This is a genomic window from Stutzerimonas decontaminans (assembly GCF_000661915.1).
Classification (GTDB): domain Bacteria; phylum Pseudomonadota; class Gammaproteobacteria; order Pseudomonadales; family Pseudomonadaceae; genus Stutzerimonas; species Stutzerimonas decontaminans.
Genome location: NZ_CP007509.1, coordinates 3,989,561 through 4,012,003, shown reverse-complemented (window position 1 = coordinate 4,012,003; position 22,443 = coordinate 3,989,561). Strand labels below are relative to the sequence as shown.

The window sequence follows — 22,443 nt, the reverse complement described above, 5'->3', positions numbered from 1 at the left end:
GCGACCAGCGGACAGGGCCGGCGTCATCCGGGCCCTGAGCTGGTGAAGCGGAACCACAGCGGTTTGTCAGGCCGTGACAGTTTCCGAAAGGATGGTGAGCAGCGTTTGCGCCTGTTCGGCCGCGTCACGGCCCAGGCTGGTGAGGTAGCCGCCGTCGGCCTGGGTGATCAGGCCCTTGGCGTGGAGACGGCCAAAAGCAGCGATGGTGGCGGGGCTGGCTTCGTGATGCACCTTCAGGCCTTCCTGCAGGTTTTCCAGATTGAACTGTCGGAGTACGTCCAGTTCGGCGACCAACTCAGGGGTGTACGACATGCTCGCTCCTCGGATGGTGGGCTCGTGCCCTGTTTGCTGAGTGTAGATGCTGTCAGTGGCCCTGCCTTGATCCAGGTCTTATTCGGTGGCTTCCGGCAACTCCGGCAGCTTGCGCAGCATCGCCTCGTAGACGGCGCCGTCGAACGGGCGGTCTTCGGCCAGCATGCTGCGGATTTCATGTGCCAGGACCAGCGCCATCATCTGCAGGCATTCGTCGCGCTCGTAGCCGACGAGGGTGAGTTTGTTCAGCGTGGCCTGAACGGCGGCTGGCTCGCCAGCTTCGAGCTGATTTTCGATCGCCTGGATCAGGGTGGACTCGGCAAAGGCTTCGTTTTCTTCGTTACTGGGGTCGTCTTGCGCCATGGCGGGATTCTCGTCGAGCGGTGCCGGATTTTCCTCGTCGAGCTGACAAAGCGTGCAGCTGCCGTCGTCCGGTCGGTTGGTTTCGACGTAGCGTACCCGTCGATGGGCGGTCTGGCGATCGGCATCGACGCGATAGCGGGGGCGATCTGAATCGGCCATGGCGGGCTCCTGGACGGTTGAGGAGTCCTTAATAACCCCGTCAGACGGAGGCGGCAAGGCATTCCTGGATTGTCGGTATGAGCGGGGCATGCAGGCGAAACTACGTGGTGGTGCTGTGGCGAGAGGAGGGTAGAGAGCGGGTCATAGTCGTCGCAGGACGCGTCTGCCGGTGAAGGATGGCCGGGCCGGAAGTTCAGCTCGGCCCGGTTACCGGTTGGTCAGCGACCTGGTCCCTTGCCCATGCCTCCACCCATGCCGCCGCCCATGCCGCGCGCGGGTGGATCGTCGGGCAGGGTCACGCCACGCTCTTTGGCGCGCATACGCATCTGTTCATGATGCTGGGCTCGAATCTGCTCGCGTTGTTCGTTTGTCGTGGCTTCGCGTATGCGATTGCGATATTCCAGGCGCTCCTGCTGGGTCATTATTTGCGAGCCGTAGACTTGTTCGTCGCCGCCCGTGCCCTTGCCGGTAGTGGACTGCGCCAGCGCTGCACTAGATAGCAGGGCCAGCGAAAGGCCGATGGCGAATTTGATGCTTTTCATGGGTATCTCCTCATCAGGATGTGCGCGGCGACGCGTCAATGCTCGTGCTCTTCGTCGTCGGAGTGGTGGGATGATTCCTCGTCCCTGGGCTGACCGCCCATGTACTTCGGACCCTTGCCGCGACCACTGTCGAACACTTTGCCTTCCAGTGCCTTGCTGCCGCCTGGCCCGCCGGTATGCCCTGAGTGGCTCCCTTCTTCGTGGGTCTGATCGCTGTGGCTACTGCCGTGGTCCCGGCCGCCGCCATACTTTGGGCCTTTGCCCTTGCCGCCGGAACTGTGGCTGCTGTCATGGCTTGAATGGTCGTCAGCCGCCACCACCGGGCCAGTTATCCCGGCCAGCACTAGCGCCATGATTGCCGCCAACAAACCGGACTTGTAGCGAATGTACATAGTGCTCTCCCGGCATGGAGCTGGCTGGCCTGGGGGCCAGCCAGTCCAGCCTTACCTGACTTCGTTGTCGTGCACAAACTCGATGACCCGCAGGTAGTCGTTGGCGGCTGCGGCAAAATCGTCGGCGCCGCCGTCGCTGGTCGGGTCGGTCCAGTTGGTGTTGTTGAACACGGCGTCATAGAGGTTCACCAGCGTCGGCCGGTAGACGTCATCGGCAGGATCGGCTGGGTCGCCTGCGTCCAACACCAGCACGGTGGCGGTTGCATCAGACCAGGTAGTGGCGCGGTCGTACTGGTAGTCCGAGAAGTCGTAGTAATTCGCTCCCTTGTTGATGCCGAGGATCGAGTTCACGTAGACGACGGTATCGATTGAGATCGACCCGGTCTTGTCGCCTGCGGCGGCGAGCAGGGCTGCAGGATCGAAGCCCTCCGGCAGGGTGGTGACGCCTGGCAGTGTGCCGGTGGTCATGTACGCCACGTACAGCGCCAGGTTTTCCAGCGGTGAGTCGATGGTGGTGCCGTCGACCGTCAGCCGACCGGTGGAGTCGAGGGTAATCACTGCTCCATCTGCGGTCAGCTTGGACAGTGCTTCTTCCAGGCGGTGATCGAATACCTTGGACGGCGAACGACTGACGCTCAGGCGACCCAGTTCGACTTCGCCGGGCACAACCTCGTAGGTGGTTGCGCCTACGGTGACTGATGTCAGCAGATCGCCTTCCTCGTTGCGCGGAATGGCGACCAGTTTGCCGTCGGCGTCCGTTACGGGAACCAGCGCGCCAGTGCTGTCGTAGTAGAACGCCACGACCAGCTCAGCGCCATTAGCATCCTCCAGCGGGACGCCATTCACGTCGCGCAGCACGATGTACATTTCGCCGAATAGGTCGCCCTTCTTGGTGCCGGCGCCGAACGGCTTGCCACCGCCGCCAGACTTTCCGCCTTTAACACCGGCCCATTCGGGGCGGTCGCTATCTTCTTCCACCGAGGCGTCAACGCGAAAAATCTTGTCGACCGCGCCATGGCCGCCGCTCGAGCGCGAACTGCCCTGGCCTTTCTCGCCGACGCCACCCTTGCCACCCTGACCGCCACGGCTGCCGTGGCTATCGCTGCCACCCTTGCCGGAGCTGCTGTGCTCGGCAGCAAGGCTCGGTGAGACAAAGCTCAGCGACAGTGCGCCTGCGACCATGAGCGGGGCCGCGAGTGCGACCAGAAGTGCCCCGCCGGCAGGTCCGAACTTGTTGCGCTTGAACTGATTGTTTGACATGACATTGCTCCTTTGCTTGCGGGGCCGGTCTTCCAGGGCGATTGCACAAAGAAGGCACCGGTTCTGCGGTTGACGATGGCTCATTTGCGCGCCGTCGCCGATGTGCTTAAAAGCGGAAGCCGAGTCCCATGCGGAACAGGCTTTCGCGGTTGTCGAAGTTCATTTCGTCCGGGTTGCCATGCCCGGTTCTGAAGCCGTAGCTGTCGTAGTCGGTACGGGTGTAGTCCAGGCGGGCGAAGGCCTGCTGGGTGAGCGGAACTTCTGCGCCGACGCCGTAACGCATGCCATCGGCGTCGTAACTGCGGTCAATATTGGCGTCGGCGTTGCCGCCCTTGGCCCAGGTGGTATTGAAGCGAGCCCGTACCGGGCCAACGCGCCCGTAGAGCAGGGTGCCGTTGGGCAGGCTGTAGCCCAGGCGCAGTGCCAGGCCGTAATCGCTTTTCTTCTCAACGGAGAAGTCGCGACCGCCTTCGCCGCTAGTCTCGCGGCTGTGCGACCACTCTGTCCGACCGGTATCGACTTCCGCTTCGAGGCCGACATACCAGCGATCGAAGCTGTGGCCATAGCCGACGAAGACACCGTAGATTCCACCCATGCCGCTGAAGTCGCCGGTGTAGGCCTGCGATAGCGGCGGGGCCCCATCCTCGGAGTGGTAGCCGTCGAGGTGCGAGTCCAGGCTGCCATGTCCAGCATGAGCGCCGATATAGAAGCCCTGCACCGACGGCTGTAGTGAGACTGGCGACGTTTCCGCAGCAAAGCGCCAGCCGACACCGAGCCGGAACTGGCCCTCCTCGTTGGCGAAGCGTTCTGTGGCGCGGCCTTCACCATCGACATAGTCCACGTCGTAGGCGTCGTAATCGGTGTAGGCGTATTCCATGCGCAGAAACAAGCGGTCACCGGCCGGCAGGTCGGCGCCGACGCCCAGACGGGAGCCATCTTGTCGGTCGTCCTGCGCGCGGGTTGCTGCCGCTTGATCGTTGATCGTGTAGTAAGAGTCGAACCGGGTGCGCACCCGACCGACGCGCAGATACAGCAGCGAGCCGTTGTTCACTACGTAGCCGCCACGCAGGCTAAGCCCGTAGCCGTCATCCTTGTCCAGCGACGTGGTGCGCGCGTCCGCCTTGTCCTTGCTGAGCGACCAGTGCGCGCGGCTCTGCTCGACTTCGGCTTCGATACCGGCATACCAGCGGTCAAGCTGCCAGCCATAGCCGAGAAACAGTGCCTCGCCGAGCCCTGAGGCGCCGAATTGGCTGACGTCGCTGCCGCCATCCTCGCGAGGGCCGGAAGTCGTACTGGTCAGCGGGCCGTGGCTCAGCGCGGCTCCAGCGTAGGGGCCGGCAAACAGACCATCGAGCGGTAGGGCGGCCAGCAGCAGGTCACCGGTGGAGCGTTGCAGCGCCTGAGCCGGTAACTGATAGGTCTTCGAGCGTCCGGGCGTGTAGCCGACGCTGAATGTCACCTGGCTGCGGCTGTACTCGCCGTCCAGGTCATCCGAGTTGCGGTCGATGACGCGCATGTCGCCGCCGACGTAGACGGTGGACGAGACGTAGTAGCGCAGCCCCGCGCCGGCATCAATGATCTTGTCGCGCCGGTCGTAGCTCTGATACTCGCTGTCGGTGTAGTTCGCATGGCCGAGTACCGACAGGCGACTGGTCAGTGCCCGCTCGATTTCGAGGCCGTAGGTGGTATCCAGCGATGCCGCGGCGTACACGCCATCGTCACTGACGGTGGTTTCCTCCAGTGAGCGATCAATGTAACCGGTGACGCGTGTGGTAGGTGTCGGTCGCCAGCTGGCCAGTGCGCCGAAGTAAGGCTTGTGGATGTCTGAGAACGTCGAATAGTCAAAGCGCTGTTGCAGCGTGCCGGCAAAGACTTCCCCGACGAAGCGCTGCTGCGGATAGCTCACACGCAAACCGAGCGCCGCGCGGTAGCCATCCGAATCACGATTGAACGTCGTTCCGTTGATGTTATTGGCGTAGCGCCGACGGTCGGTCGCGTACTGAATGAACGGCTCGTGGTTCGGCGTTAGGGCATAGCCGGCACGTAGTCCGAGCGAGCTCAGGTCATGCTTGCGGTCGCCGTTGTCGATGCGTGCGCCGGCGAGGGTCTGTGCGCTGTAGTAATCGTAGCGGTCGTAGGTACCACCACCGCGCAGGCGCAGGCGGCCGATTTCGCTGGCGACCCCCAGGTAAGCTTCATCGTGCTCGTAACGGGTGGGTTCGCGCTGCAGCTCCGGTCCGGCCGCACCAGGGACGTAGCGATCCTCATGGTCGCGGGTGTGGCGTAGACCGCCGAATACGCGCGCGTGCTCGGTCAACTCACGGGTGCCGTCGAGGCCCAGCCAAAAGTCCTCTACGTCTTCGGAGTTCGCATCCTGATAACGGTCAAGGTCGGCACCTACATCCACGCTCAGTTCGTGCCGTTCCCAATCCGATTGCAGCACCAACGAAGGTGACAGGGTGAAGACGGTGTCTTCGGTTTCATCGGTGCGCTGGGCGTATATGTTGTCGTCGCGAGTCGCCGACAGAATTACCTGCGGTAGCGCGACGAACGTTCCGATGGGCAGACCGGGAAACTCGCGTGTGTCGGTTTTCTTGAGTGTCGCGCTGGTGGGAGGTGTGCTGGGCGCCGGCTCCGGCGCTGCGTCGACATGCGCAGTCGAGCCTGCTCCGAGCGCCGCCAGCGCCATTACTAACTTTCTTCCCATTGATCGCTTCCCTACGTCCGTACGACAAAAACTGCGCTCCCCAGGACGCTCCTTGGCTGATAGCCGGCGGACAAGCCCCCGGACTATGTGGCTTAAGCCATTCGGCTGAAACCCGCAGTGTTTTTAGACAGTAGTGGAGGAAGTGAAAAAAATTTGATCTTGATCACGTTGGAAGCGCGATTGCCGGTGATCAGGAAATAAAGATTCGGACTGTGGAAAATCGGCTATAAGCGCCGTGGTGCAGGGCCTGAGAGTTGAGCGCCGCTCAGTCCATGAAGCTCAGTGCCAGGCACAGTAGGCCGAATGCGCTCCAGACCATAGAGAAGATGATCGGTGTGCGCAGTGAGAACAGCAGGGTGCGCTTGTAGCGCCGTCCGCCGACCGGGCTGTTGCCCTCGCCGAACAGCGCCGACTCGTTGTTTGGCAGCATCCCCACCCGCCCTTCGAGCTGTAGCAGTTCGGCCTGCTTCTCGTGCCAGCGCTCGATGACTTCGAAATTGGACTTGATGCCGGGCATGGCGTGAATGGACGTGATCAGCCCCAGTACCGAGAGAATTGCCGGTACTACGAGGCGGAAGAGGTCGCCCCATTCGGGGTTGCTGTTGGCCATCGAGGAGGCGAAGGCGATCATCAGAAACGACTGCGATGACAGGTAGGCGCTGGTGCGTTCGGCCAGCAGCGAGGATTCGAAGTGGATTTCGGAGCGGTAGAAGATCAGGCGCTCCTTGGGCGAGTCGAAGAGCTCGGCGCCCTGGGTGTCCTGGTTCAGCAGCAGGGTGCGCAGGTCAGTCATGCGGGCCTCGATGAGTGGGGAGGCGCGGCTGGGATTCGCCGCTTGCTGCATGTAGGTCAAGCGTAACGTCCGAGAGTTCCTGTCGATGAGTCAGTGTTCAGGGCTGCCGCGCGAGCTATCCGGATGCGCATCACGGCAGCGCCAGAGCAATAGCGTCAACGCCAGAAAGGCCAGCGACCAGCAACCCGCGGCGAGCAGTAGCCAGGCCGGGCGAGGCCGATCGAGCAGAGCGGGCAGTACCCGAGCCAGCGCCGCCAGGCTGATCAGCAGGGCCGCAGGTTGAGCCCATGCTTGCGCGCCGGCATCGCGAAAACGATAGATCAGTCGTGTGCGGGCCATGACCGCGAAGGTCAGGCTGCCCAGCGCGCCAACACTTAATGCGTGCAGCATTGCGCTGAGCGGCAGCCACGGCAGCAGTGTGCCTAGCCCGAACAGCAGCAGCCCGAACGCGAGCCAGGCATAGCCGAGCAGTAGGTTCAGCAGGTCCGGGCGAGCGCAACGCCAGGGCTGCCAGCGCAGGAGGCGGATGCTCGTGAGCACGCCGGCGGTGATCATGATGGCTCCGGCCAGTTGCCGGGCCAGTGGCCAAGACAGCAGATTCAGCAGCAGGGCGAGCCCCAGCAGAATCAGCACGGCGCCCTCGATATGTGGCTGGACCCGGCTGTCCAGCCGCCAGCCCTGGCTCTGCGCGTATCCCGCAATTGCCGGTGCGATGATTCGTCCACCCATGAAGAACATCAGCGTGGCGAGCAGCAGCAGGGTTTGCGACAGCATGAGACGGTCGACCGCCTCGCCGAAGCCGCTGCTGGCGACTGCACTGAGCAGGCCGAGCCCGGCTACCACCGGTGCTACGGTTTGGTTGCGCCACTTTTTCGCTGCGCCAAGAAAGCGCGGCAGCACCCTCCAGGCAAGGCCGACGGCAAAGGCGGCGGCGCTGCCCAGAGCCAGCCAGGACCCCGGCCACAACAGAAAACTCATGCGCGCCAATGCCCAGCAGCCAAGCAATGTGAGGGTAAAGCGCAGCGGTTGCGGGCCGAGCAGGTAGCCGGCAACCACGGCCAGGGCGAAGCCGAACAGCATTTCATGAGCGTGACCGACGGACGTCGCCAGCCCTGGTAGAGCGGGGACCAGCCCGAGCAGGGTGAGAACCGACCACGGCAGCAAAAACGCCGCATACAGCGCCGCCGCGGGAAAGAACCAGGCATTGGCAAAGGGCAGGCGGGGGCTGCGCGGCTGCATCATATCTCCGGGATCTGGGGCAGACGCGCTTGAGCGGCCGATCAACCTGCTGCGAAATCTGTCAGTGCGTCGCCAGTAAGACGGTAGCCGATCCATTCGTTCTGGGGCTTGGCGCCAATGGATTCGTAGAAGTCGATAGCTGGTTGATTCCAGTCCAGCACCGACCATTCGAAGCGCCCACAGCCACGCGCCACCGCCAGTTTGGCCAGATGGCGCAGCAGCGCCTTGCCGGCGCCGACGCCGCGCTGCTGCGGAGTGACGTAAAGGTCTTCCAAATACAGGCCGTGCTTGCCCAGCCAGGTCGAGTAGTTGAAGAAATACACCGCATAGCCGATCGGCTCGCCGTCCAGCTCGCAGATCAGGCCGTGGGCGGTGCTGCCTTCGGCGAACAGGCTGTTCTCGATGCCAGCGACATCGGTCTTCACCTCGTGTTCGGCCTTTTCGTAGATGGCCAGGTCGGTGATGAAGCGCAGGATCAGTGCGGCGTCTTCGCGTACCGCAGGGCGAATGTTGAGTGGCATCTCGATCTTCCTGAGCGGGAGAGGGTGAGCGGGTTGTTGCGCCAGTTGGCAGGTAGGTGAGGACTTTCAATCTGCCGGCAGCGAACTGCTACTCGATCCGCGCATCCAGCGATATGACGATCACCGAGCTGTTGCGCCAGGCGACGCGACAGCCCGGTCCTGCCGGGACCTGAGCGGCCGATCAGCGAACTGATCGGCCGAGTGCGATCAACGGGAAGCCAGCAGCGCCTGGCCACGCTTGACCGAGGCGCGTACCTGATTCGGTGCGGTGCCGCCGATGTGATCACGCGCATTCACCGAGCCTTCCAGGGTCAGCACGGCGAACACGTCGTCAGTGATCTGATCGCTGAACTGGCGCAGCTCGTCGAGGCTCATTTCGGCCAGGTCCTTGCCGGTCTGCACGCCGTACTTCACCGCGTGCCCGACGATCTCGTGGCAGTCGCGGAAGGGCAGGCCCTTGCGCACCAGATAGTCGGCGAGATCGGTAGCAGTGGAGAAGCCGCGCAGCGCCGCCTCACGCATGATTTCGCGCTTGGGTTTGATCGCCGGAACCATGTCGGCAAAGGCGCGCAGGCTGTCGCGCAGGGTGTCGGCGGCGTCGAACAGCGGCTCCTTGTCTTCCTGATTGTCCTTGTTGTAGGCCAGCGGCTGGCCCTTCATCAGCACCAGGAGGCCGGCCAGCGCGCCGAACACGCGGCCGGTCTTGCCGCGCACCAGTTCCGGCACATCGGGATTCTTCTTCTGCGGCATGATTGAGGAGCCGGTGCAGAAGCGGTCGGGCAGGTCGATGAACTGGAACTGTGCGCTGGTCCAGAGCACCAGCTCTTCGGAGAAGCGCGACAGGTGCATCATCGCCAGCGAGGCGGCGGCACAGAACTCGATGGCGAAGTCGCGATCGGATACGCCATCGAGCGAGTTGCCGGAGATCGCTTCGAAACCCAGCAGTTCGCAGGTGATCTCCCGCTGGATCGGATAGGTGGTGCCAGCCAGGGCAGCGGAGCCCAACGGCATGCGGTTGGTGCGCTTGCGGCAGTCGACCAAGCGCTCGTAGTCGCGGCTGAGCATCTCGAACCAGGCCAGCAGGTGATGGCCGAAGGTCACCGGCTGTGCGGTCTGCAGATGGGTGAAGCCGGGCATGATGGTGTCCGCTTCGGCTTCGGCCAGGCCCAGCAGACCCTGCTGCAGACGGGTGATCTCGGCGAGGATGATGTCGATCTCGTCGCGCAGCCAGAGGCGGATGTCGGTGGCTACCTGGTCGTTGCGCGAGCGGCCGGTGTGTAGCTTCTTGCCGGTGACGCCGATGCGGTCGGTAAGGCGCGCCTCGATGTTCATGTGCACGTCTTCCAGATCGACGCGCCAGTCGAAGGTGCCCGCCTCGATCTCGTTCTGGATGTCCTTCAGATTGGCGATGATCTGCTCGCGCTCATCGGCGCTCAGCACACCAGCCTTTTCCAGCATGGTGGCGTGGGCGATCGAGCCCATGATGTCGTGGCGGTAGAGGCGCTTGTCGAACTCGACGGAGGCGGTGAATCGGGCGACGAAGGCGTCGACGGGCTCGCTGAAACGGCCGCCCCAGGACTGGTTGGTCTTGTCGGTGCTCATGAATGCGCTCGCTGAAATCCGAAGGCTGAGGAAAGGCGGCGATGATAACAGGGATGGCGCTGCGATCGGGCACGTCGGAACCTCGTCGTGAAGGGTGAGCTGGCTGGCAAATCCCGACTAATCCCAGCATGGCGACGAGCGATCGTCTTGCCGTTGCCGGGGCGGCCAAGGAAACTCGCCCACCAGATAACCAACAGGCCGAATCGCGTGAAATCCACTGCCCTAACCGACGACTTCTTCGTGCCCGAGCTGTGCCAGCCCGAGGCCCTGCTCGGTCTCGTCCTGCTCGCCGAGCTGCTGGTGTTCGTGCTGGTCCTGGCCGAGCCGATGCAGCCCAGCTTCAACTGGATGCGCCTGGCGCTGACCTCGCTGTTCGTGCAGTGGATCGTGCTGCTCTCGGCCGGCACCATGTGCCTGCTGCGGCCTCTGCTGGCGCGGCTGCGCGCGGCCTTCGCGGGGCTTGCCTGCTGCGCGCTGGTGGTCGGCTTGACCCTGGCTTGCACGGCGGTTGCCGATATCTACCAGCTCGGCGGGCCGCTTTCACGCGACGGCGAGGTCAATCTCTACCTGCGACATGCGTTGATCAGCCTGATCATGTCGGGGCTGCTGCTACGCTATTTCTATCTGCAGAGCCAGTGGCGGCGTCAGGAGCAGGCCGAACTGCGGGCACGGATCGAATCGCTGCAGGCGCGTATCCGGCCGCATTTCCTGTTCAACAGCCTCAACAGCATCGCCGCACTGGTGGCCAGCGACCCCGCGAAGGCCGAGCAGGCGGTGCTGGATCTGTCAGATCTGTTCCGCGCGAGCCTGGCGCGCCCCGGCACGCTGGTGGCCTGGCGCGACGAGCTGGAGCTGTCGCGACGCTACCTGTCGATCGAACAGTATCGGCTGGGCGACCGTCTGCAGATGGACTGGCAGGTCGACGGCGTACCGGACGATCTGCCGATACCGCAGCTCACGCTGCAGCCACTGCTGGAAAACGCACTGGTGTATGGCATCCAGCCACGTATCGAGGGAGGAGTGGTGAGCGTAACCGCCGAATATGCCAATGGCATGTTTCAGTTGGTGGTCAGCAACCCGTTCGATGAAACCGCTCAAGCGCAGGCTTCACGCGGGACGCGCCAGGGGTTGCAGAACATCGACGCACGATTAGCGGCACTTTTCGGTCCGCTAGCGAGTCTCAGCGTGGAGCGCCGTGAAGGCCGCCATTACACATGTCTACGCTATCCATGTGCGAGACAAACGCAGGAAGCCAGATCTATATGAATGTCCTGATTGTCGATGACGAACCTCTAGCCCGCGAGCGCCTCAGCCGACTGGTAGGTGACCTCGACGGCTATCGTGTCCTCGAGCCTGCTGCCAGCAATGGCGAAGAAGCACTGACGCTGATCGAGGAACTGCGCCCTGATGTCGTGCTGCTGGATATCCGCATGCCCGGGCTCGATGGCCTGCAAGTTGCCGCCAAGCTCTGTGAGACGGATGCGCCGCCAGCGGTGATTTTCTGTACTGCCCATGATGAATTCGCCCTGGAGGCTTTCCAGGTCAGCGCGGTTGGCTATCTGGTCAAGCCGGTGCGCCCGGAACACCTCACCGAGGCCCTGAAGAAGGCGGAGCGGCCCAACCGTGTACAGCTCGCTGCGTTGACCCGTCCGGCGGCGGTATCCGGTGCCGGGCCGCGCAGCCATATCAGCGCACGTACCCGCAAGGGCATCGAGCTGATTCCGCTGGATCACGTGATCTACTTCATCGCCGACCACAAGTACGTCACGCTGCGCCACGTCGGTGGCGAGGTGCTGCTGGACGAGCCGTTGAAGTCCCTGGAAGACGAGTTTGGCGAGCGCTTCGTGCGCATCCACCGTAATGCGCTGGTCTACCGCGATCGCATAGAGCGTCTGCAACGCACGCCGCTCGGGCATTTCCAGCTGTTCCTCAAGGGGCTCGAGGGCGAAGCATTGACTGTGAGCCGGCGCCATGTGGCCGGTGTGCGCAAGCTGATGCAGAACCTCTGAACCAGTACGGTTCGCCGCGTCGGTGGCCGTCAGCTCCTGCAGCTGGCGGCCTCCGGCGCGATGGCGTGACACCAACTTTTACTTGATTCCGGCCAACCCAGGCTGGTTGTCCGGCCTGTTATCATCGCCGGCAATTCACTGTTCTGGAATTGCCCATGTCTCGCGAAATCCGCATCGCCACCCGCAAGAGTGCCCTGGCCCTGTGGCAGGCCGAATACGTCAAGGCGCGCCTGGAAGCGTCGCATCCGGGGCTGAAGGTCAGCCTGGTGCCGATGGTCAGCCGCGGCGACAAGCTGCTCGATGCACCGCTGGCAAAAATCGGCGGCAAGGGGTTGTTCGTCAAGGAGCTGGAAACGGCGCTGATGGAGAACGAAGCGGATATCGCCGTGCACTCCATGAAGGACGTGCCGATGGAGTTTCCCGAGGGGCTCGGTCTGTACTGCATCTGCGAACGCGAAGACCCGCGCGACGCCTTCGTCTCCAACCATTTCGACAGTCTCGATGCACTGCCGCCCGGCAGTGTCGTCGGCACCTCGTCGCTGCGCCGCCAGGCCCAGCTGCTGGCCCGTCGACCGGACCTGAAAATCCAGTTCTTGCGCGGCAACGTCAACACCCGTCTGGCCAAGCTCGATGCTGGCGAGTACGACGCCATCATCCTCGCCGCGGCCGGACTGATCCGTCTTGGCTTCGGTGAGCGCATCCGCTCCAGTATCGGCGTTGACGAGAGTCTGCCGGCCGGCGGTCAGGGTGCGGTCGGCATCGAGTGCCGTACGACCGACAGCGAATTGCATGCGTTATTGGAATGCCTGAACCACGCACCGACCGCGACCCGTGTTGTCGCTGAGCGTGCCCTGAACAAGCGCTTGAACGGTGGCTGCCAGGTGCCGATCGCCTGTTACGCGGTGCTCGAAGGCGAGCAGCTGTGGCTGCGCGGGCTGGTCGGGCAGCCGGACGGCACCTTGCTGCTGCGCGCCGAGGGGCGTGCGCCGGCTGCCGACGCCGAGGCGTTGGGCGTGCGGGTTGCCGAACGGTTGCTGGACCAGGGCGCCGAGCAGATCCTCCAGGCGGTTTACGGTGAGGCTGGTCACGAGTGAATGACTGGCGTCTGCTGCTGACCCGGCCGGCCGAGGAATGCGGCGCGGTCGCGGCGTCATTGGCCGAAGTTGGGATTCACAGTGCAAGCCTGCCGCTGCTGGCAATCGACCCCTTGCCGGAAACCGCCGAGCAGCGCGTGACGATTCTCGAGTTGGATCGCTACTGCGCGGTCATCGTGGTGAGCAAGCCGGCGGCGCGGCTGGGTGTTGAGTTGCTCGACCGCTACTGGCCGCAGCCACCGTTCGCCCAGGCCTGGTTCAGCGTCGGTGCCGCCACTGGCGCGATACTCGCCGACTACGGGCTGGACACCAGCTGGCCGGAGCGTGGCGACGACAGCGAGGCGCTGCTGGCGCTGCCGCGCCTCGACGAGGCGCTGGCCAGGCCTGACCCGAGGGTGCTGATCCTGCGTGGCGAAGGTGGGCGTGAGTTGCTCGCCGAGACGTTGCGCGGGCGTGGGGTGCAGGTGGACATCCTCGAACTGTACCGGCGCTCGCTGCCCGACTACCCGCCGGGCACGCTGGCCGCTACGGTCCGTTCGGAACGGCTCAACGGCCTGGTGGTCAGCAGTGGGCAGGGTTTGCTGTCGCTGCATGAGCTGGCGGCCGATACCTGGCCTGAATTGCTTGAGCTAACCTTGTTCGTACCCAGTCCGCGGGTGGCGGAGATGGCGCGGCAGTTGGGCGTCAAACGAATTGTGGATTGCCGCGGCGCCAGCGCCGCGGCCTTGCTGGCGGCCTTGCGGGAAACCGCGGTGACTGCCTCCTGAAGCAAAGGATGGAAACGTGAGCGAAGCAGATTCCAAGAAAGAACCGCTGCAACCCCCCGCCAGTGAGCCGACTCCAACCGTAGAGTCTGCTAAGCCCGCCAAGCCTGCTCCATCCAAGCCAGCTGCCAGCGCCAATGGCGGCGGCAAGTCCCTGGCCGCGCTAGCACTGCTGGTCGGCCTTGGCGGCGTAGCACTCGGCGGCTATGGCCTCTGGCAGTTACAACAGCTTGGCGCCAGCGAGGATCGCCAGCTCGAAGCGCTGCAGAGCACCGGCGAGCAGACTCGCCAGCTCGCTGAACGCGAGCGCGAGCTGGCGGCACGCCTGGGCCGCCTGGAGCAACTGCCGTCGGCCAGCGAGCTGGAGGAGCGGCGTCGATTGCTGGCTGCATTGCAGAGCGACCAACAGCGCCTTTCCGGGCGTGTCGAGCAGGTACTCGGGGCCAGTCGCGAAGAATGGCGTCTGGCCGAGGCCGAACATCTGTTGCGTATGGCCATGTTGCAGCTGTCGGCGATGCAGGACGTCAAGAGCGCCGAAATGCTGGTGCACGAAGCCGATCTGATTCTGCAGCAGCAGGATGACCCTGGTGCCTACGGGACGCGGCAGAAGCTGCTGGAGGGCCTGGAAGCGCTGCGCAGCTTGCCGGAACTCGATCGTACCGGGCTGTTTTTGCAGCTCGGCGCGCTGCGCGGGCAGACCGGTCAGCTCAGCGCGCTTGCGCCAGAGTTCGTCAATGGTGAGACGCTGCCAGAAAACGTTCAGGACAGCCGCTGGCAGCGCTGGCTTAACGAGCTGACGCGCTACGTGCGGGTGGACTTCGATGCCAGCGGCGACGTCAAACCGCTCCTTGCGGGACAGACGCTGGGACAGGTGCGGCTAGCCCTGTCGCTGGCTATAGAGCAGGCGCAATGGGCCGTGCTCAACGGCAATACCGAGGTTTATCGGCAGTCGCTGGAGCAGGCGAGCGCGGTCCTCAAGGACCACTTCAGCGAAGACAACGGCCAGGCCCGCGGTCTGCGCGAGCGCCTCGAAGCGCTGTCCCGGCGTGAAGTTGAGGTTACGCTGCCTGATCTCGCCCCGGCGTTGCAGGCGTTGCAGGTGTATGTGCAGAAGCGTGAGCGTCGCGAAGACGGCCAAGCGCCCGAATCTTCGGCTCAGCCCGAGCCGGAGAAAGAGGCGCAGGAGGCTCAGCGCACATGAAACGTCTGGCCCTGGTATTCATCCTTCTGCTTGCGGTCGCAGGCTTTCTCGGTTGGGCGATCAGTCAGAGCGCCGGCTACGTGCTGATCACCTACGACCAGTTCCGTTACGAATCGAGCTTCTGGGTATTCCTTGCCCTGGTCGCCTGCCTATGGCTCCTGGCATTGGCGGTGCACTGGCTGCTCGGGCTGCTGCAGGTCTCCGGGGCGCTGGTTAACCCGTGGTCGCGCCGGCACCGTGCGCGGCGCGCGGAAAAGGCCTCCCGCAGGGGGCTGCGGGAACTCGCGGAAGGGCAGTGGGGGCCGGCGCTGACTCACCTGCAACTGGCTGCCGAAAAGGACCGCCAGCCACTGGTGCATTATCTGGGTGCGGCGCGTGCAGCCAACGAGCTGGGCGAGTATGCGCAGAGCGACGAGCTGCTGCAAAAGGCGCGCGAGCGCGAGCCCGAGGCGGCGCTGGCGATCGGCCTGACGCAGGCACAGCTGCAGATCGCCCGCGGCCAGTATGTCGAAGCGCGTGCTTCGCTTAGCGAATTGCAGAGTGAGCACCCGCGCCACCCTTACGTTCTTACCTTGCTCCAACAACTCTACGTGCAACTGGAGGACTGGTCGGCGCTGTGCCGGTTGCTGCCGGAGCTGCGCAAGCACCGCGTGCTGCCACCGGCGCGCCTGAGCGAACTCGAAGTGCTGGCCTGGACCGCTGCGGTCGAGCAGGCCGGTCAGCCTTCCGAGCTGCCGGTCGAGTCGGGCATTGAAACGCTGAATCAGCGCTGGCAGACGGTCCCGAGTTCCCTGCGCGGCGAGCCGCTGGTGGTACGCGCTTACGCCGACGGGCTAGCCCGGCTGGGGGCGCAGCCCAAGGCGGAGGAAGTGCTGTATGCAGCGATCAAGCGTCAGTTCGATGATCGCCTGGTCGAGCGCTATGGGCGGATACATGGCCGTGATCCGGCCCGCCAGCTGGCGCACGCCGAGGGCTGGCTCAAGGAGCATCCGCAAAACCCGGTGCTGCTGCTCGCTCTGGGCCGCCTGAGCCTACGCAACGAGTTGTGGGGCAAGGCGCGCGATTATCTCGAGGCAAGCCTGCGTTTCGATCATCGGCCGGAGACCTGCGCCGAGCTGGCTCGCCTGCTGGCCCAGTTGGGCGATACCGAAAGCAGCAACCGCTTGTTTCAGCAAGGCGTCGGCTTGCTCGATCGCAATCTTCCAGCCACCTTGTGATCGGCTCGTCAGGTCCGCCATGGCGCGGGCCTGACGCATCCCCACGGCTATCCCGCCGCTTGTAAGGCTGTCGCGGTTTCCACTACCGTAGCGAACTTTTCCAGCTAGTGGAGCCACCATGCGCCTGGCCAGCCCTCGTCCCGTGTTCGTCATCGCCTTCCTGGGCAGTGCTCTGTTGATCGCCATTGCGCTCTACATGGAGCACGTGATGGGGCTTGCGCCGTGTCCGCTGTGCATCGTCCAGCGTGTCTGCGTGATCGGCTTCGGCCTGATCTGCCTCGCCGCGGCAATTCACGGGCCGGCGCGGACAGGTCGTCGCGTCTATTCAGGCTTCGCCCTGTTGTTCGTGCTTGCCGGCGCAGCCACGGCGATACGGCAGATCTGGTTGCAGAGCGTGCCGGCCGATCAGCTGCCGAGCTGCCTGCCGAGCCTCGAATACATGATGGAGGCACTACCATTCCAGGAGATTGCCCGTCTGGTACTGCATGGCACCGCCGAGTGCGCCGAAGTGAGCTGGACGATGCTGGGCCTGAGCATTCCGGAATGGAGCCTGCTGGGCTTCATAGGCATGGCCATCCTCTGCTTCTGGCAGCTGCTCCGTCGCGATTGAGCAGATATTTATCCTTCTTTGTCGAACTCCCGTTGCGTTTGTACGGTCTTCTCATGGACGCGCGGCACCGCTGGATGCCGGTGCGCGCTGGCAAGATTCATCGGCATTTTGCTTGATGCTTCGAGCAGCGCGGCATAGTCTGCTCGTGCGGTGACGGATTCCTGCCATTCGTCGCCGCCACTCACCCAAGGCCGATACCGAAAGACAAAAAACCGTCTCGGAATGGCTAACAAGCATCATCGATTAGGGAAGTGAGGTCATCATGCTCGAGAGCTGTCGAAATGCCCAGGAACGCTGGGGTGGTGTACATCTGCTGATCGACCGTTGGTTGAACGAGCGCCACGCGCTGATCAATGCGTACGACGGGCTGCATGCCGAGCGCGACGATGCTGCTGCTCGCCAGGGCCTGCAGCGGTTCTGCGAATATCTGGTCGACTACGTCTCGGCCGGCCATTTCGAAATCTACGAACAGTTGCTCGCCGAGGCTGAGGCTTTCGGCGATGTGCGAGCCATCGAGCTTGCCAAGCAGATCTACCCGCGTATCGAAACCATCACTCAGGTCGCGCTGGGCTTCAATGATCGCTGCGAGAAGGGCGACTGCCTGGGGAGTCCGGGCCTGGCCGATGAGCTGAAGAAGCTAGGCCAGCTGCTGCATGAGCGTTTTGAGCTGGAAGATTGCCTGATCGAAGTGTTGCATAACGCGCACAAGCAAGCTGCTACTCCGGCCTGAGCATCGGGCGAACCGTCTCCTGCGTATTGCGCGCCTCCTGGCCTCTGGCGGCTACCTTGCGGGCCGTCTAGTATGGCTGCATCGTTCCTGCCAGGAGGCACTTATATGCCCGCCAAGAAGAAGTCGGTCACCACTCCGCTGCATCTGCTGCAACAGCTTTCGCACAGCCTCATCGAGCATTTGGAAAAGGCCTGCAATCAGGCGGTCAAGGATGCCGAGAGCGCGCTCGCCAAGCTGCAGAAGCAGCGCGGCAAGGCCCAGGACAAGCTGACCAAGGCCCGTGCCAAGCTGGACGAGGCCGGTAGCGCGGGCAAGACGAAGGCGCAGAGCAAGGCGCGAACACGGCTTACCGAGCTCGAAGATTCCCTCGCGCTGTTGCAGAGCCGTCAGAGCGAAACCCTGACCTACCTGGCCGCACTCAAACGGGACGCCGAACAGAGCCTGAAGCTGACTCAGGGCATCCGGAAGGTCGCCGATGACGCCGACAAGGCCTTGCGCAGTCAGCAGCAGGCGAATGTCGCCAAGCCCGCTGCAGCTCCCCGTCCGGCAGTGCGCAAGCCTGCCAGCAAGGCCGCCCCGGTTGCAGCCAAGCCGGCAGTCGCATCCGCCAAAGCTCAGACCGCCAAAGCAGCGGTAACGCCGGTGGCTAAAACTCCAACCAAGGCCCCGGCGAAAGCACCGGCCAAGACATCAGCTAGTGGTGCTGCGGCCAAGCCTGCAGCTCCACGCCCTGCAACGGTCAAGACACCGACTCGCACCCGCTCGGCCACTGCCGGCAAACCCGCTTCAGTCCCGCAATCAGCAGGCAGCGCAGCACCCGCCGCGGCTGAGACAATCGCCAAGCCCGCGCCAGCCAAGCCGGCCGCCAAGGCCGCAGCGAAAAAACCTGCCGCCCGTAAGCCTGCCGCCAAGCGCACCGCAACTCAGACGCCCGTCAGCTCCAGCTGAGTCTGATAGGCCGCGTTGCGCAGGGTTTCCAGCGCAGCGCGGCAACCGCCTTTCGGGGCAAGAGCGCTCAGCCACTGATTGGCGCTAGCGCTTGCGCTCCATTCGCGGCTTGCCGTCTGTAGTCGTTCCAGCAGGCTGCGCTCGGCTTGTAGTTCCAGCCCCTTGAGCGCTTCGCGCAGTTCTCGCAGCGCTTCGTCCTCTTCCGCCAGCGGGCGCCATGCCTGGCGCAGTGCGCGCAGCGGCTCCACCACCCTGTGTCGCCAGGGGGCGGCAACTTCTTCCAGCGCACGCATCCGCTCCTGATTGCAGGCTATCCCACGTACCTCCAGCCAGGCTGCGCAGATCAGCACGCAGACATCCGTGCCCTGACGTTGCAGTTCCAGGCAGGCAGTCTCGACTCCCGCTCGTGCGTAGCAGTTCAGGGCGAACGTCCAGAGATCCGGGTTGGGCATAAGTGGTACGCCTTTTTTTGCGGGTGGCCCGGCTGGCTTTCCAGGCGAACTGATAAACTCGCCGGCATTATGATCCGACTCCAGAACCTCACTCTACAGCGTGGCCCTCAGCGTTTGCTCGAAGGCGCCGAGCTGACCCTGCACCCCGGCCAGAAGGCCGGCCTGATCGGCGCCAATGGCGCCGGCAAATCCACCCTTTTCGCACTGCTGCGCGGCGAGCTGGTGCCCGACGGCGGCGATTGCCAGTTGCCGCCGGACTGGCGCATCGCGCACATGCGCCAGGAGATCGATACCCTCGATCGCCTGGCCGTGGACTATGTGCTCGATGGCGACGTAGAGCTGCGGCGCATTCAGCGGGAGCTTGCCGCCGCCGAGCAGGCGCACGATGGCAATGCTCTGGCGCGCCTGCATACCGAACTGGACAACGTCGACGGCTACAGCGCCGACGCCCGCGCGCGCAAGCTGCTCGCTGGGCTGGGCTTTGCCAACGAGCAGATGACGCTGCCGGTCAGCAGCTTTTCCGGTGGCTGGCGCATGCGTCTCAACCTCGCCCAGGCACTGATGTGCCCGTCCGACCTGTTGCTGCTGGACGAACCGACCAACCACCTGGATCTCGATGCGATCCTCTGGCTCGAGGACTGGCTCAAGGGCTACCCCGGCACCTTGCTGCTGATTTCCCACGACCGTGACTTCCTCGACTCGGTGGTCGATCACGTCATCCATCTGGAGCAGCGCAAGCTGACCCTGTATCGCGGCGGCTACTCGGCCTTCGAACGGACACGTGCCGAGCGGTTGGCACAACAGCAGCAGGCCTTCGAGAAGCAGCAGGCGCAGCGCGCGCACATGGAAAGCTATATCCGCCGCTTCAAGGCCCAGGCGACCAAGGCGCGCCAGGCCCAGAGCCGGATCAAGGCGTTGGAGCGTCTCGAAGAACTGGCGCCGGCGCACGTGGATTCGCCGTTCGACTTCCGCTTCCGCGAGGCGGACAAGGTTTCCAGCCCGTTGCTGGACCTCGCCGAAGGGCGTCTCGGTTATGGCGAAAAGGTGGTGCTGGACAAGGTCAAACTGCAGCTGGTGCCCGGCGCGCGTATTGGTTTGCTGGGACCGAACGGAGCGGGCAAGTCGACCCTGATCAAAACACTCGCTGCCGAGCTCGTCCCGCTCGGTGGTCGCTTGCAACGCGGCGAGAACCTGGCGGTCGGCTATTTCGCCCAGCATCAGCTGGATTCGCTCGATCCCAAGGCCAGCCCCTTGCTGCACATGCAGCGCATCGCTCCGGCCGAGCGCGAGCAGACGCTGCGTGATTTTCTCGGCGGCTTCGATTTCCGCGGCGCGCGCTGCGACGAGCCGGTGCTGAATTTTTCCGGCGGCGAGAAAGCGCGCCTGGCGTTGGCGCTGATCGCCTGGGGCAAGCCCAACCTGTTGCTGCTCGATGAGCCGACCAACCACCTCGATCTGGAGATGCGCCTGGCGCTGACCCTGGCCCTGCAGGATTTCGAGGGCGCGGTGCTGGTGGTATCCCACGACCGTCATCTGCTCAAGAGCACCACCGACGAGTTCCTGTTGGTCGCCGACGGCCAGGTGCAGAGTTTCGACGGCGATCTGGAGGACTACGCACGCTGGTTGGTGGACTACCGCGCCCGTCAGCAACCCGCCGTCAGCGGCGAGCCCTCGGCGGACAAAACTGACAAGCGCGCCCAGCGTCAGGCCGCGGCCGCTTTGCGCCAGCAGTTGGCGCCGCACAAGCGTCAGGCGGACAAGCTGGAGAAGGACCTGGCGACGGTGCACGAGAAATTGGCCGAGCTGGAAATGAACCTGGGTGACAGCGCGCTTTACGAAGCGGCACGCAAGGATGAGCTGCGCCAGCTGCTGGCCAAACAGGCCGAGCTGAAGGTTCGCGAAGGTGAGCTGGAGGAAGCCTGGTTGGAGGCGCTGGAAATACTGGAGAGTCTGCAGGCGCAACTGGAGGCCAGTGCATGAGCGAACCCTGGCTGACATTGGTCGAAGAGTGGCGACTGCAGTGGATGCTGGGTTTGCAGGTGCTGTTGATTCTGCTGGTGGCCTATGTGCTGCAAAGGGTGCTCGCCCGCGGCCTGACCCGGCTGTCGTCGCGCTACCCGTTGCCGCCGGAATTGCTGATCCCGGTGCGCGGCGGTATTCGCTGGTTCATCATCGGCGGCGCGCTGATCATGGTACTGGAGCGCTTCGGCGTCTCCGCCACCGTGCTGTGGACAGCCATCTCCGGGTTCGTCGCAGTGGCGGCCATCGCGTTCTTCGCGATCTGGAGCGTGCTGTCCAACCTGCTCTGTGCGGTGCTCATCCTCACTGTCGGCCCGTTCCGGCTGGGTGATGTGGTGGAAATCGTCGAGGCGTTCGACAAGCCGATCGTCAAGGGGCGGGTGATCGACATCAATCTGGTCTACACCACCCTGGAAGAGGTGGCCGAAGCCGGCACCGGTGCCATCGTGCAGGTGCCCAACAGCCTGTTTTTCCAGAAGGCCGTGCGCCGCTGGCGTGGCAGTGAAGTTCAGCTCCACAACCGTAACCCCAACGAGTAACAACCCTCATGGAGTGCCGTGTTGGTGATGACACTGGCGACGGGCACCATCAGCGACTTCATTGGTAAGCACCCGACGCTGAAGGTTCTCGCGCTATCGTTCCTCACCGTCGTTGGTACGCTGCTGATCGCTGAAGTATTCGCACGTACCCAAGGGGCTACGTCTACTTCGCCATGGCCGTCTCGCTGGGCGTTGAGGCGCTGAACATCCGCATGCGCAAGGTCATGAAGCGCAAGCTCAAGGAACCGGTGAAGCTGGGCAAAGGCTTACCGGACTGAATCGAAGCGCCGGGCGACCGGCGCGACCGCCTGAACGGAGGGACTCACATGTCACTGGAAACCTGGCTCGCTTTCTTCGTTGCCTGTTGGGTGATCAGCCTGTCGCCGGGTGCCGGTGCGATCGCATCGATGTCCTGCGGCTTGCAGTACGGCTTCTGGCGCGGCTACTGGAATGCCATCGGCCTGCAACTGGCGCTGGTGCTGCAGATCGCCGTGGTCGCCGCGGGTGTCGGCGCCGTGCTGGCTACCTCGGAACTGGCGTTCAGCCTGATCAAGTGGTTCGGCGTCGGCTATCTGCTGTGGCTGGCCTGGAAGCAATGGCAGGCACAACCGCAGGCGCTGGATGATTCCGCCGCGCCGCGGCCCATCGGCAGGCCGCTGAGCCTGGTACTACGCGGGTTCGTGGTGAATGCCAGCAACCCCAAGGCAATCGTCTTCATCCTGGCGGTTCTGCCGCAGTTCCTCGACCCGCAGCGGCCGTTGCTGCTGCAGTACAGCGAGATGGCCGCGACCATGGTGGTGGTCGACCTGATCGTCATGGCTGCATACACCGGGCTGGCGGCGAAAGTGCTGCGGCTGTTGCGCACGCCGCGTCAGCAGCGTCTGGTCAATCGCAGTTTTGCTGCGGCGTTCGCTGGTGCGGCGGCGCTGCTGGCAACGGTACGGCGCGCTGTCGTATGAGCGAGGCGACC

At 63.9% G+C, this 22,443-nt stretch carries 23 protein-coding genes and 1 pseudogene; 13 read left to right on the top strand and 11 right to left on the bottom strand.

Annotated features, from left to right (window positions below):
* Positions 1 to 66 precede the first annotated feature (66 nt).
* The 10 genes from UIB01_RS18600 to argH form a co-directional block, all read right to left on the bottom strand.
* Complete coding sequence (locus UIB01_RS18600; RefSeq protein ID WP_038663739.1) at positions 67 to 312, bottom strand: TIGR02647 family protein; 246 nt, start codon at positions 310 to 312, stop codon at positions 67 to 69.
* 78 nt (positions 313 to 390) lie between these two features.
* Positions 391 to 834: a hypothetical protein gene (locus tag UIB01_RS22945; protein ID WP_080695112.1), complete on the bottom strand. Its 444-nt coding sequence runs from the start codon at positions 832 to 834 to the stop codon at positions 391 to 393.
* Between the two features lie 218 nt (positions 835 to 1,052).
* Positions 1,053 to 1,376 (bottom strand): hypothetical protein, encoded by a 324-nt coding sequence (locus UIB01_RS18590; RefSeq protein ID WP_038663736.1) that lies wholly within the window; start codon positions 1,374 to 1,376, stop codon positions 1,053 to 1,055.
* A gap of 35 nt (positions 1,377 to 1,411) precedes the next feature.
* Entirely contained in the window at positions 1,412 to 1,768 is a 357-nt protein-coding gene (locus tag UIB01_RS18585; RefSeq protein ID WP_038663733.1) for a hypothetical protein, read from the bottom strand.
* 51 nt (positions 1,769 to 1,819) lie between these two features.
* Positions 1,820 to 3,028, bottom strand: a complete 1,209-nt coding sequence (locus tag UIB01_RS18580) for a hypothetical protein (protein ID WP_038663730.1) — start codon at positions 3,026 to 3,028, stop codon at positions 1,820 to 1,822.
* A gap of 106 nt (positions 3,029 to 3,134) precedes the next feature.
* Positions 3,135 to 5,735 (bottom strand): outer membrane beta-barrel protein, encoded by a 2,601-nt coding sequence (locus UIB01_RS18575; protein WP_080695111.1) that lies wholly within the window; start codon positions 5,733 to 5,735, stop codon positions 3,135 to 3,137.
* 265 nt (positions 5,736 to 6,000) lie between these two features.
* Positions 6,001 to 6,528 (bottom strand): hypothetical protein, encoded by a 528-nt coding sequence (locus UIB01_RS18570; RefSeq protein ID WP_038665956.1) that lies wholly within the window; start codon positions 6,526 to 6,528, stop codon positions 6,001 to 6,003.
* Positions 6,529 to 6,618: 90 nt separating this feature from the next.
* On the bottom strand, positions 6,619 to 7,767 hold the full coding sequence (locus UIB01_RS18565; protein ID WP_038663724.1) for an NnrS family protein: 1,149 nt from the start codon (positions 7,765 to 7,767) through the stop codon (positions 6,619 to 6,621).
* Between the two features lie 41 nt (positions 7,768 to 7,808).
* Positions 7,809 to 8,288, bottom strand: a complete 480-nt coding sequence (locus UIB01_RS18560) for a GNAT family N-acetyltransferase (protein ID WP_038663721.1) — start codon at positions 8,286 to 8,288, stop codon at positions 7,809 to 7,811.
* A 207-nt stretch (positions 8,289 to 8,495) separates the two neighbouring features.
* Positions 8,496 to 9,890 carry an argininosuccinate lyase gene (gene argH, locus UIB01_RS18555; RefSeq protein WP_038663718.1) on the bottom strand — a complete coding sequence of 465 codons (1,395 nt, stop codon included), beginning with the start codon at positions 9,888 to 9,890 and terminating at the stop codon, positions 8,496 to 8,498.
* A 207-nt stretch (positions 9,891 to 10,097) separates the two neighbouring features.
* Here argH and UIB01_RS18550 point away from each other — a divergent pair, with 207 nt between their 5' ends.
* From UIB01_RS18550 to UIB01_RS18510, 9 genes are all read left to right on the top strand, one after another.
* The gene (locus UIB01_RS18550) at positions 10,098 to 11,156 is read left to right on the top strand and encodes a sensor histidine kinase (protein ID WP_038663715.1); all 1,059 of its coding nucleotides are present in this window, start codon (positions 10,098 to 10,100) and stop codon (positions 11,154 to 11,156) included.
* Positions 11,153 to 11,899, top strand: coding sequence for a LytR/AlgR family response regulator transcription factor (locus tag UIB01_RS18545; RefSeq protein WP_038663712.1), 747 nt, complete (start codon positions 11,153 to 11,155; stop codon positions 11,897 to 11,899). Before UIB01_RS18550 ends, UIB01_RS18545 begins: the two co-directional genes overlap by 4 nt.
* A 155-nt stretch (positions 11,900 to 12,054) precedes the next feature.
* A complete protein-coding gene (gene hemC / locus UIB01_RS18540) occupies positions 12,055 to 12,993 on the top strand; it encodes a hydroxymethylbilane synthase (protein WP_038663709.1) in 939 nt (312 codons plus the stop codon).
* On the top strand, positions 12,990 to 13,760 hold the full coding sequence (locus UIB01_RS18535; protein WP_038663707.1) for a uroporphyrinogen-III synthase: 771 nt from the start codon (positions 12,990 to 12,992) through the stop codon (positions 13,758 to 13,760). Before hemC ends, UIB01_RS18535 begins: the two co-directional genes overlap by 4 nt.
* A 16-nt stretch (positions 13,761 to 13,776) precedes the next feature.
* Positions 13,777 to 14,958 carry a uroporphyrinogen-III C-methyltransferase gene (locus UIB01_RS18530; protein ID WP_038663705.1) on the top strand — a complete coding sequence of 394 codons (1,182 nt, stop codon included), beginning with the start codon at positions 13,777 to 13,779 and terminating at the stop codon, positions 14,956 to 14,958.
* A complete protein-coding gene (locus tag UIB01_RS18525) occupies positions 14,955 to 16,175 on the top strand; it encodes a heme biosynthesis HemY N-terminal domain-containing protein (protein WP_038663702.1) in 1,221 nt (406 codons plus the stop codon). The genes UIB01_RS18530 and UIB01_RS18525 overlap by 4 nt, the downstream gene beginning before the upstream one ends.
* A gap of 118 nt (positions 16,176 to 16,293) precedes the next feature.
* The gene (locus tag UIB01_RS18520) at positions 16,294 to 16,785 is read left to right on the top strand and encodes a disulfide bond formation protein B (protein WP_038663699.1); all 492 of its coding nucleotides are present in this window, start codon (positions 16,294 to 16,296) and stop codon (positions 16,783 to 16,785) included.
* A gap of 262 nt (positions 16,786 to 17,047) precedes the next feature.
* Positions 17,048 to 17,515, top strand: a complete 468-nt coding sequence (locus UIB01_RS18515; RefSeq protein WP_038663696.1) for an Rsd/AlgQ family anti-sigma factor — start codon at positions 17,048 to 17,050, stop codon at positions 17,513 to 17,515.
* A gap of 105 nt (positions 17,516 to 17,620) precedes the next feature.
* Positions 17,621 to 18,463 (top strand): AlgP family protein, encoded by an 843-nt coding sequence (locus UIB01_RS18510; RefSeq protein ID WP_038663693.1) that lies wholly within the window; start codon positions 17,621 to 17,623, stop codon positions 18,461 to 18,463.
* Here UIB01_RS18510 and UIB01_RS18505 read toward each other — a convergent pair.
* Complete coding sequence (locus tag UIB01_RS18505; protein ID WP_038663691.1) at positions 18,439 to 18,915, bottom strand: TIGR02444 family protein; 477 nt, start codon at positions 18,913 to 18,915, stop codon at positions 18,439 to 18,441. The genes UIB01_RS18510 and UIB01_RS18505 overlap by 25 nt on opposite strands.
* A gap of 69 nt (positions 18,916 to 18,984) precedes the next feature.
* On the opposite strand from UIB01_RS18505, the gene UIB01_RS18500 reads away from it, so the two are divergent.
* From UIB01_RS18500 to UIB01_RS18490, 4 genes and pseudogenes are all read left to right on the top strand, one after another.
* Positions 18,985 to 20,895, top strand: coding sequence for an ATP-binding cassette domain-containing protein (locus UIB01_RS18500; protein WP_038663688.1), 1,911 nt, complete (start codon positions 18,985 to 18,987; stop codon positions 20,893 to 20,895).
* Positions 20,892 to 21,473: a mechanosensitive ion channel domain-containing protein gene (locus UIB01_RS18495; RefSeq protein WP_038663685.1), complete on the top strand. Its 582-nt coding sequence runs from the start codon at positions 20,892 to 20,894 to the stop codon at positions 21,471 to 21,473. Before UIB01_RS18500 ends, UIB01_RS18495 begins: the two co-directional genes overlap by 4 nt.
* Before the next feature lie 15 nt (positions 21,474 to 21,488).
* Positions 21,489 to 21,751, top strand: a pseudogene (locus tag UIB01_RS22940) (TerC family protein); the annotation flags it as partial.
* Between the two features lie 48 nt (positions 21,752 to 21,799).
* Positions 21,800 to 22,432, top strand: a complete 633-nt coding sequence (locus tag UIB01_RS18490; protein WP_038663682.1) for a LysE family translocator — start codon at positions 21,800 to 21,802, stop codon at positions 22,430 to 22,432.
* Positions 22,433 to 22,443 lie beyond the last annotated feature (11 nt).

Excerpts from the sequence above, each read along its gene's own strand:
- UIB01_RS18600 (WP_038663739.1), bottom strand. The coding sequence starts at position 312 with ATGTCGTACACCCCTGAGTTGGTCGCCGAACTGGACGTACTCCGACAG.
- UIB01_RS22945 (WP_080695112.1), bottom strand. The coding sequence starts at position 834 with ATGGCCGATTCAGATCGCCCCCGCTATCGCGTCGATGCCGATCGCCAG.
- UIB01_RS18590 (WP_038663736.1), bottom strand. The coding sequence starts at position 1,376 with ATGAAAAGCATCAAATTCGCCATCGGCCTTTCGCTGGCCCTGCTATCT.
- UIB01_RS18585 (WP_038663733.1), bottom strand. The coding sequence starts at position 1,768 with ATGTACATTCGCTACAAGTCCGGTTTGTTGGCGGCAATCATGGCGCTA.
- UIB01_RS18580 (WP_038663730.1), bottom strand. The coding sequence starts at position 3,028 with ATGTCAAACAATCAGTTCAAGCGCAACAAGTTCGGACCTGCCGGCGGG.
- UIB01_RS18575 (WP_080695111.1), bottom strand. The coding sequence starts at position 5,735 with ATGGGAAGAAAGTTAGTAATGGCGCTGGCGGCGCTCGGAGCAGGCTCG.
- UIB01_RS18570 (WP_038665956.1), bottom strand. The coding sequence starts at position 6,528 with ATGACTGACCTGCGCACCCTGCTGCTGAACCAGGACACCCAGGGCGCC.
- UIB01_RS18565 (WP_038663724.1), bottom strand. The coding sequence starts at position 7,767 with ATGCAGCCGCGCAGCCCCCGCCTGCCCTTTGCCAATGCCTGGTTCTTT.
- UIB01_RS18560 (WP_038663721.1), bottom strand. The coding sequence starts at position 8,288 with ATGCCACTCAACATTCGCCCTGCGGTACGCGAAGACGCCGCACTGATC.
- argH (WP_038663718.1), bottom strand. The coding sequence starts at position 9,890 with ATGAGCACCGACAAGACCAACCAGTCCTGGGGCGGCCGTTTCAGCGAG.
- UIB01_RS18545 (WP_038663712.1), top strand. The coding sequence starts at position 11,153 with ATGAATGTCCTGATTGTCGATGACGAACCTCTAGCCCGCGAGCGCCTC.
- hemC (WP_038663709.1), top strand. The coding sequence starts at position 12,055 with ATGTCTCGCGAAATCCGCATCGCCACCCGCAAGAGTGCCCTGGCCCTG.
- UIB01_RS18525 (WP_038663702.1), top strand. The coding sequence starts at position 14,955 with ATGAAACGTCTGGCCCTGGTATTCATCCTTCTGCTTGCGGTCGCAGGC.
- UIB01_RS18520 (WP_038663699.1), top strand. The coding sequence starts at position 16,294 with ATGCGCCTGGCCAGCCCTCGTCCCGTGTTCGTCATCGCCTTCCTGGGC.
- UIB01_RS18515 (WP_038663696.1), top strand. The coding sequence starts at position 17,048 with ATGCTCGAGAGCTGTCGAAATGCCCAGGAACGCTGGGGTGGTGTACAT.
- UIB01_RS18510 (WP_038663693.1), top strand. The coding sequence starts at position 17,621 with ATGCCCGCCAAGAAGAAGTCGGTCACCACTCCGCTGCATCTGCTGCAA.
- UIB01_RS18505 (WP_038663691.1), bottom strand. The coding sequence starts at position 18,915 with ATGCCCAACCCGGATCTCTGGACGTTCGCCCTGAACTGCTACGCACGA.
- UIB01_RS18500 (WP_038663688.1), top strand. The coding sequence starts at position 18,985 with ATGATCCGACTCCAGAACCTCACTCTACAGCGTGGCCCTCAGCGTTTG.
- UIB01_RS18495 (WP_038663685.1), top strand. The coding sequence starts at position 20,892 with ATGAGCGAACCCTGGCTGACATTGGTCGAAGAGTGGCGACTGCAGTGG.
- UIB01_RS18490 (WP_038663682.1), top strand. The coding sequence starts at position 21,800 with ATGTCACTGGAAACCTGGCTCGCTTTCTTCGTTGCCTGTTGGGTGATC.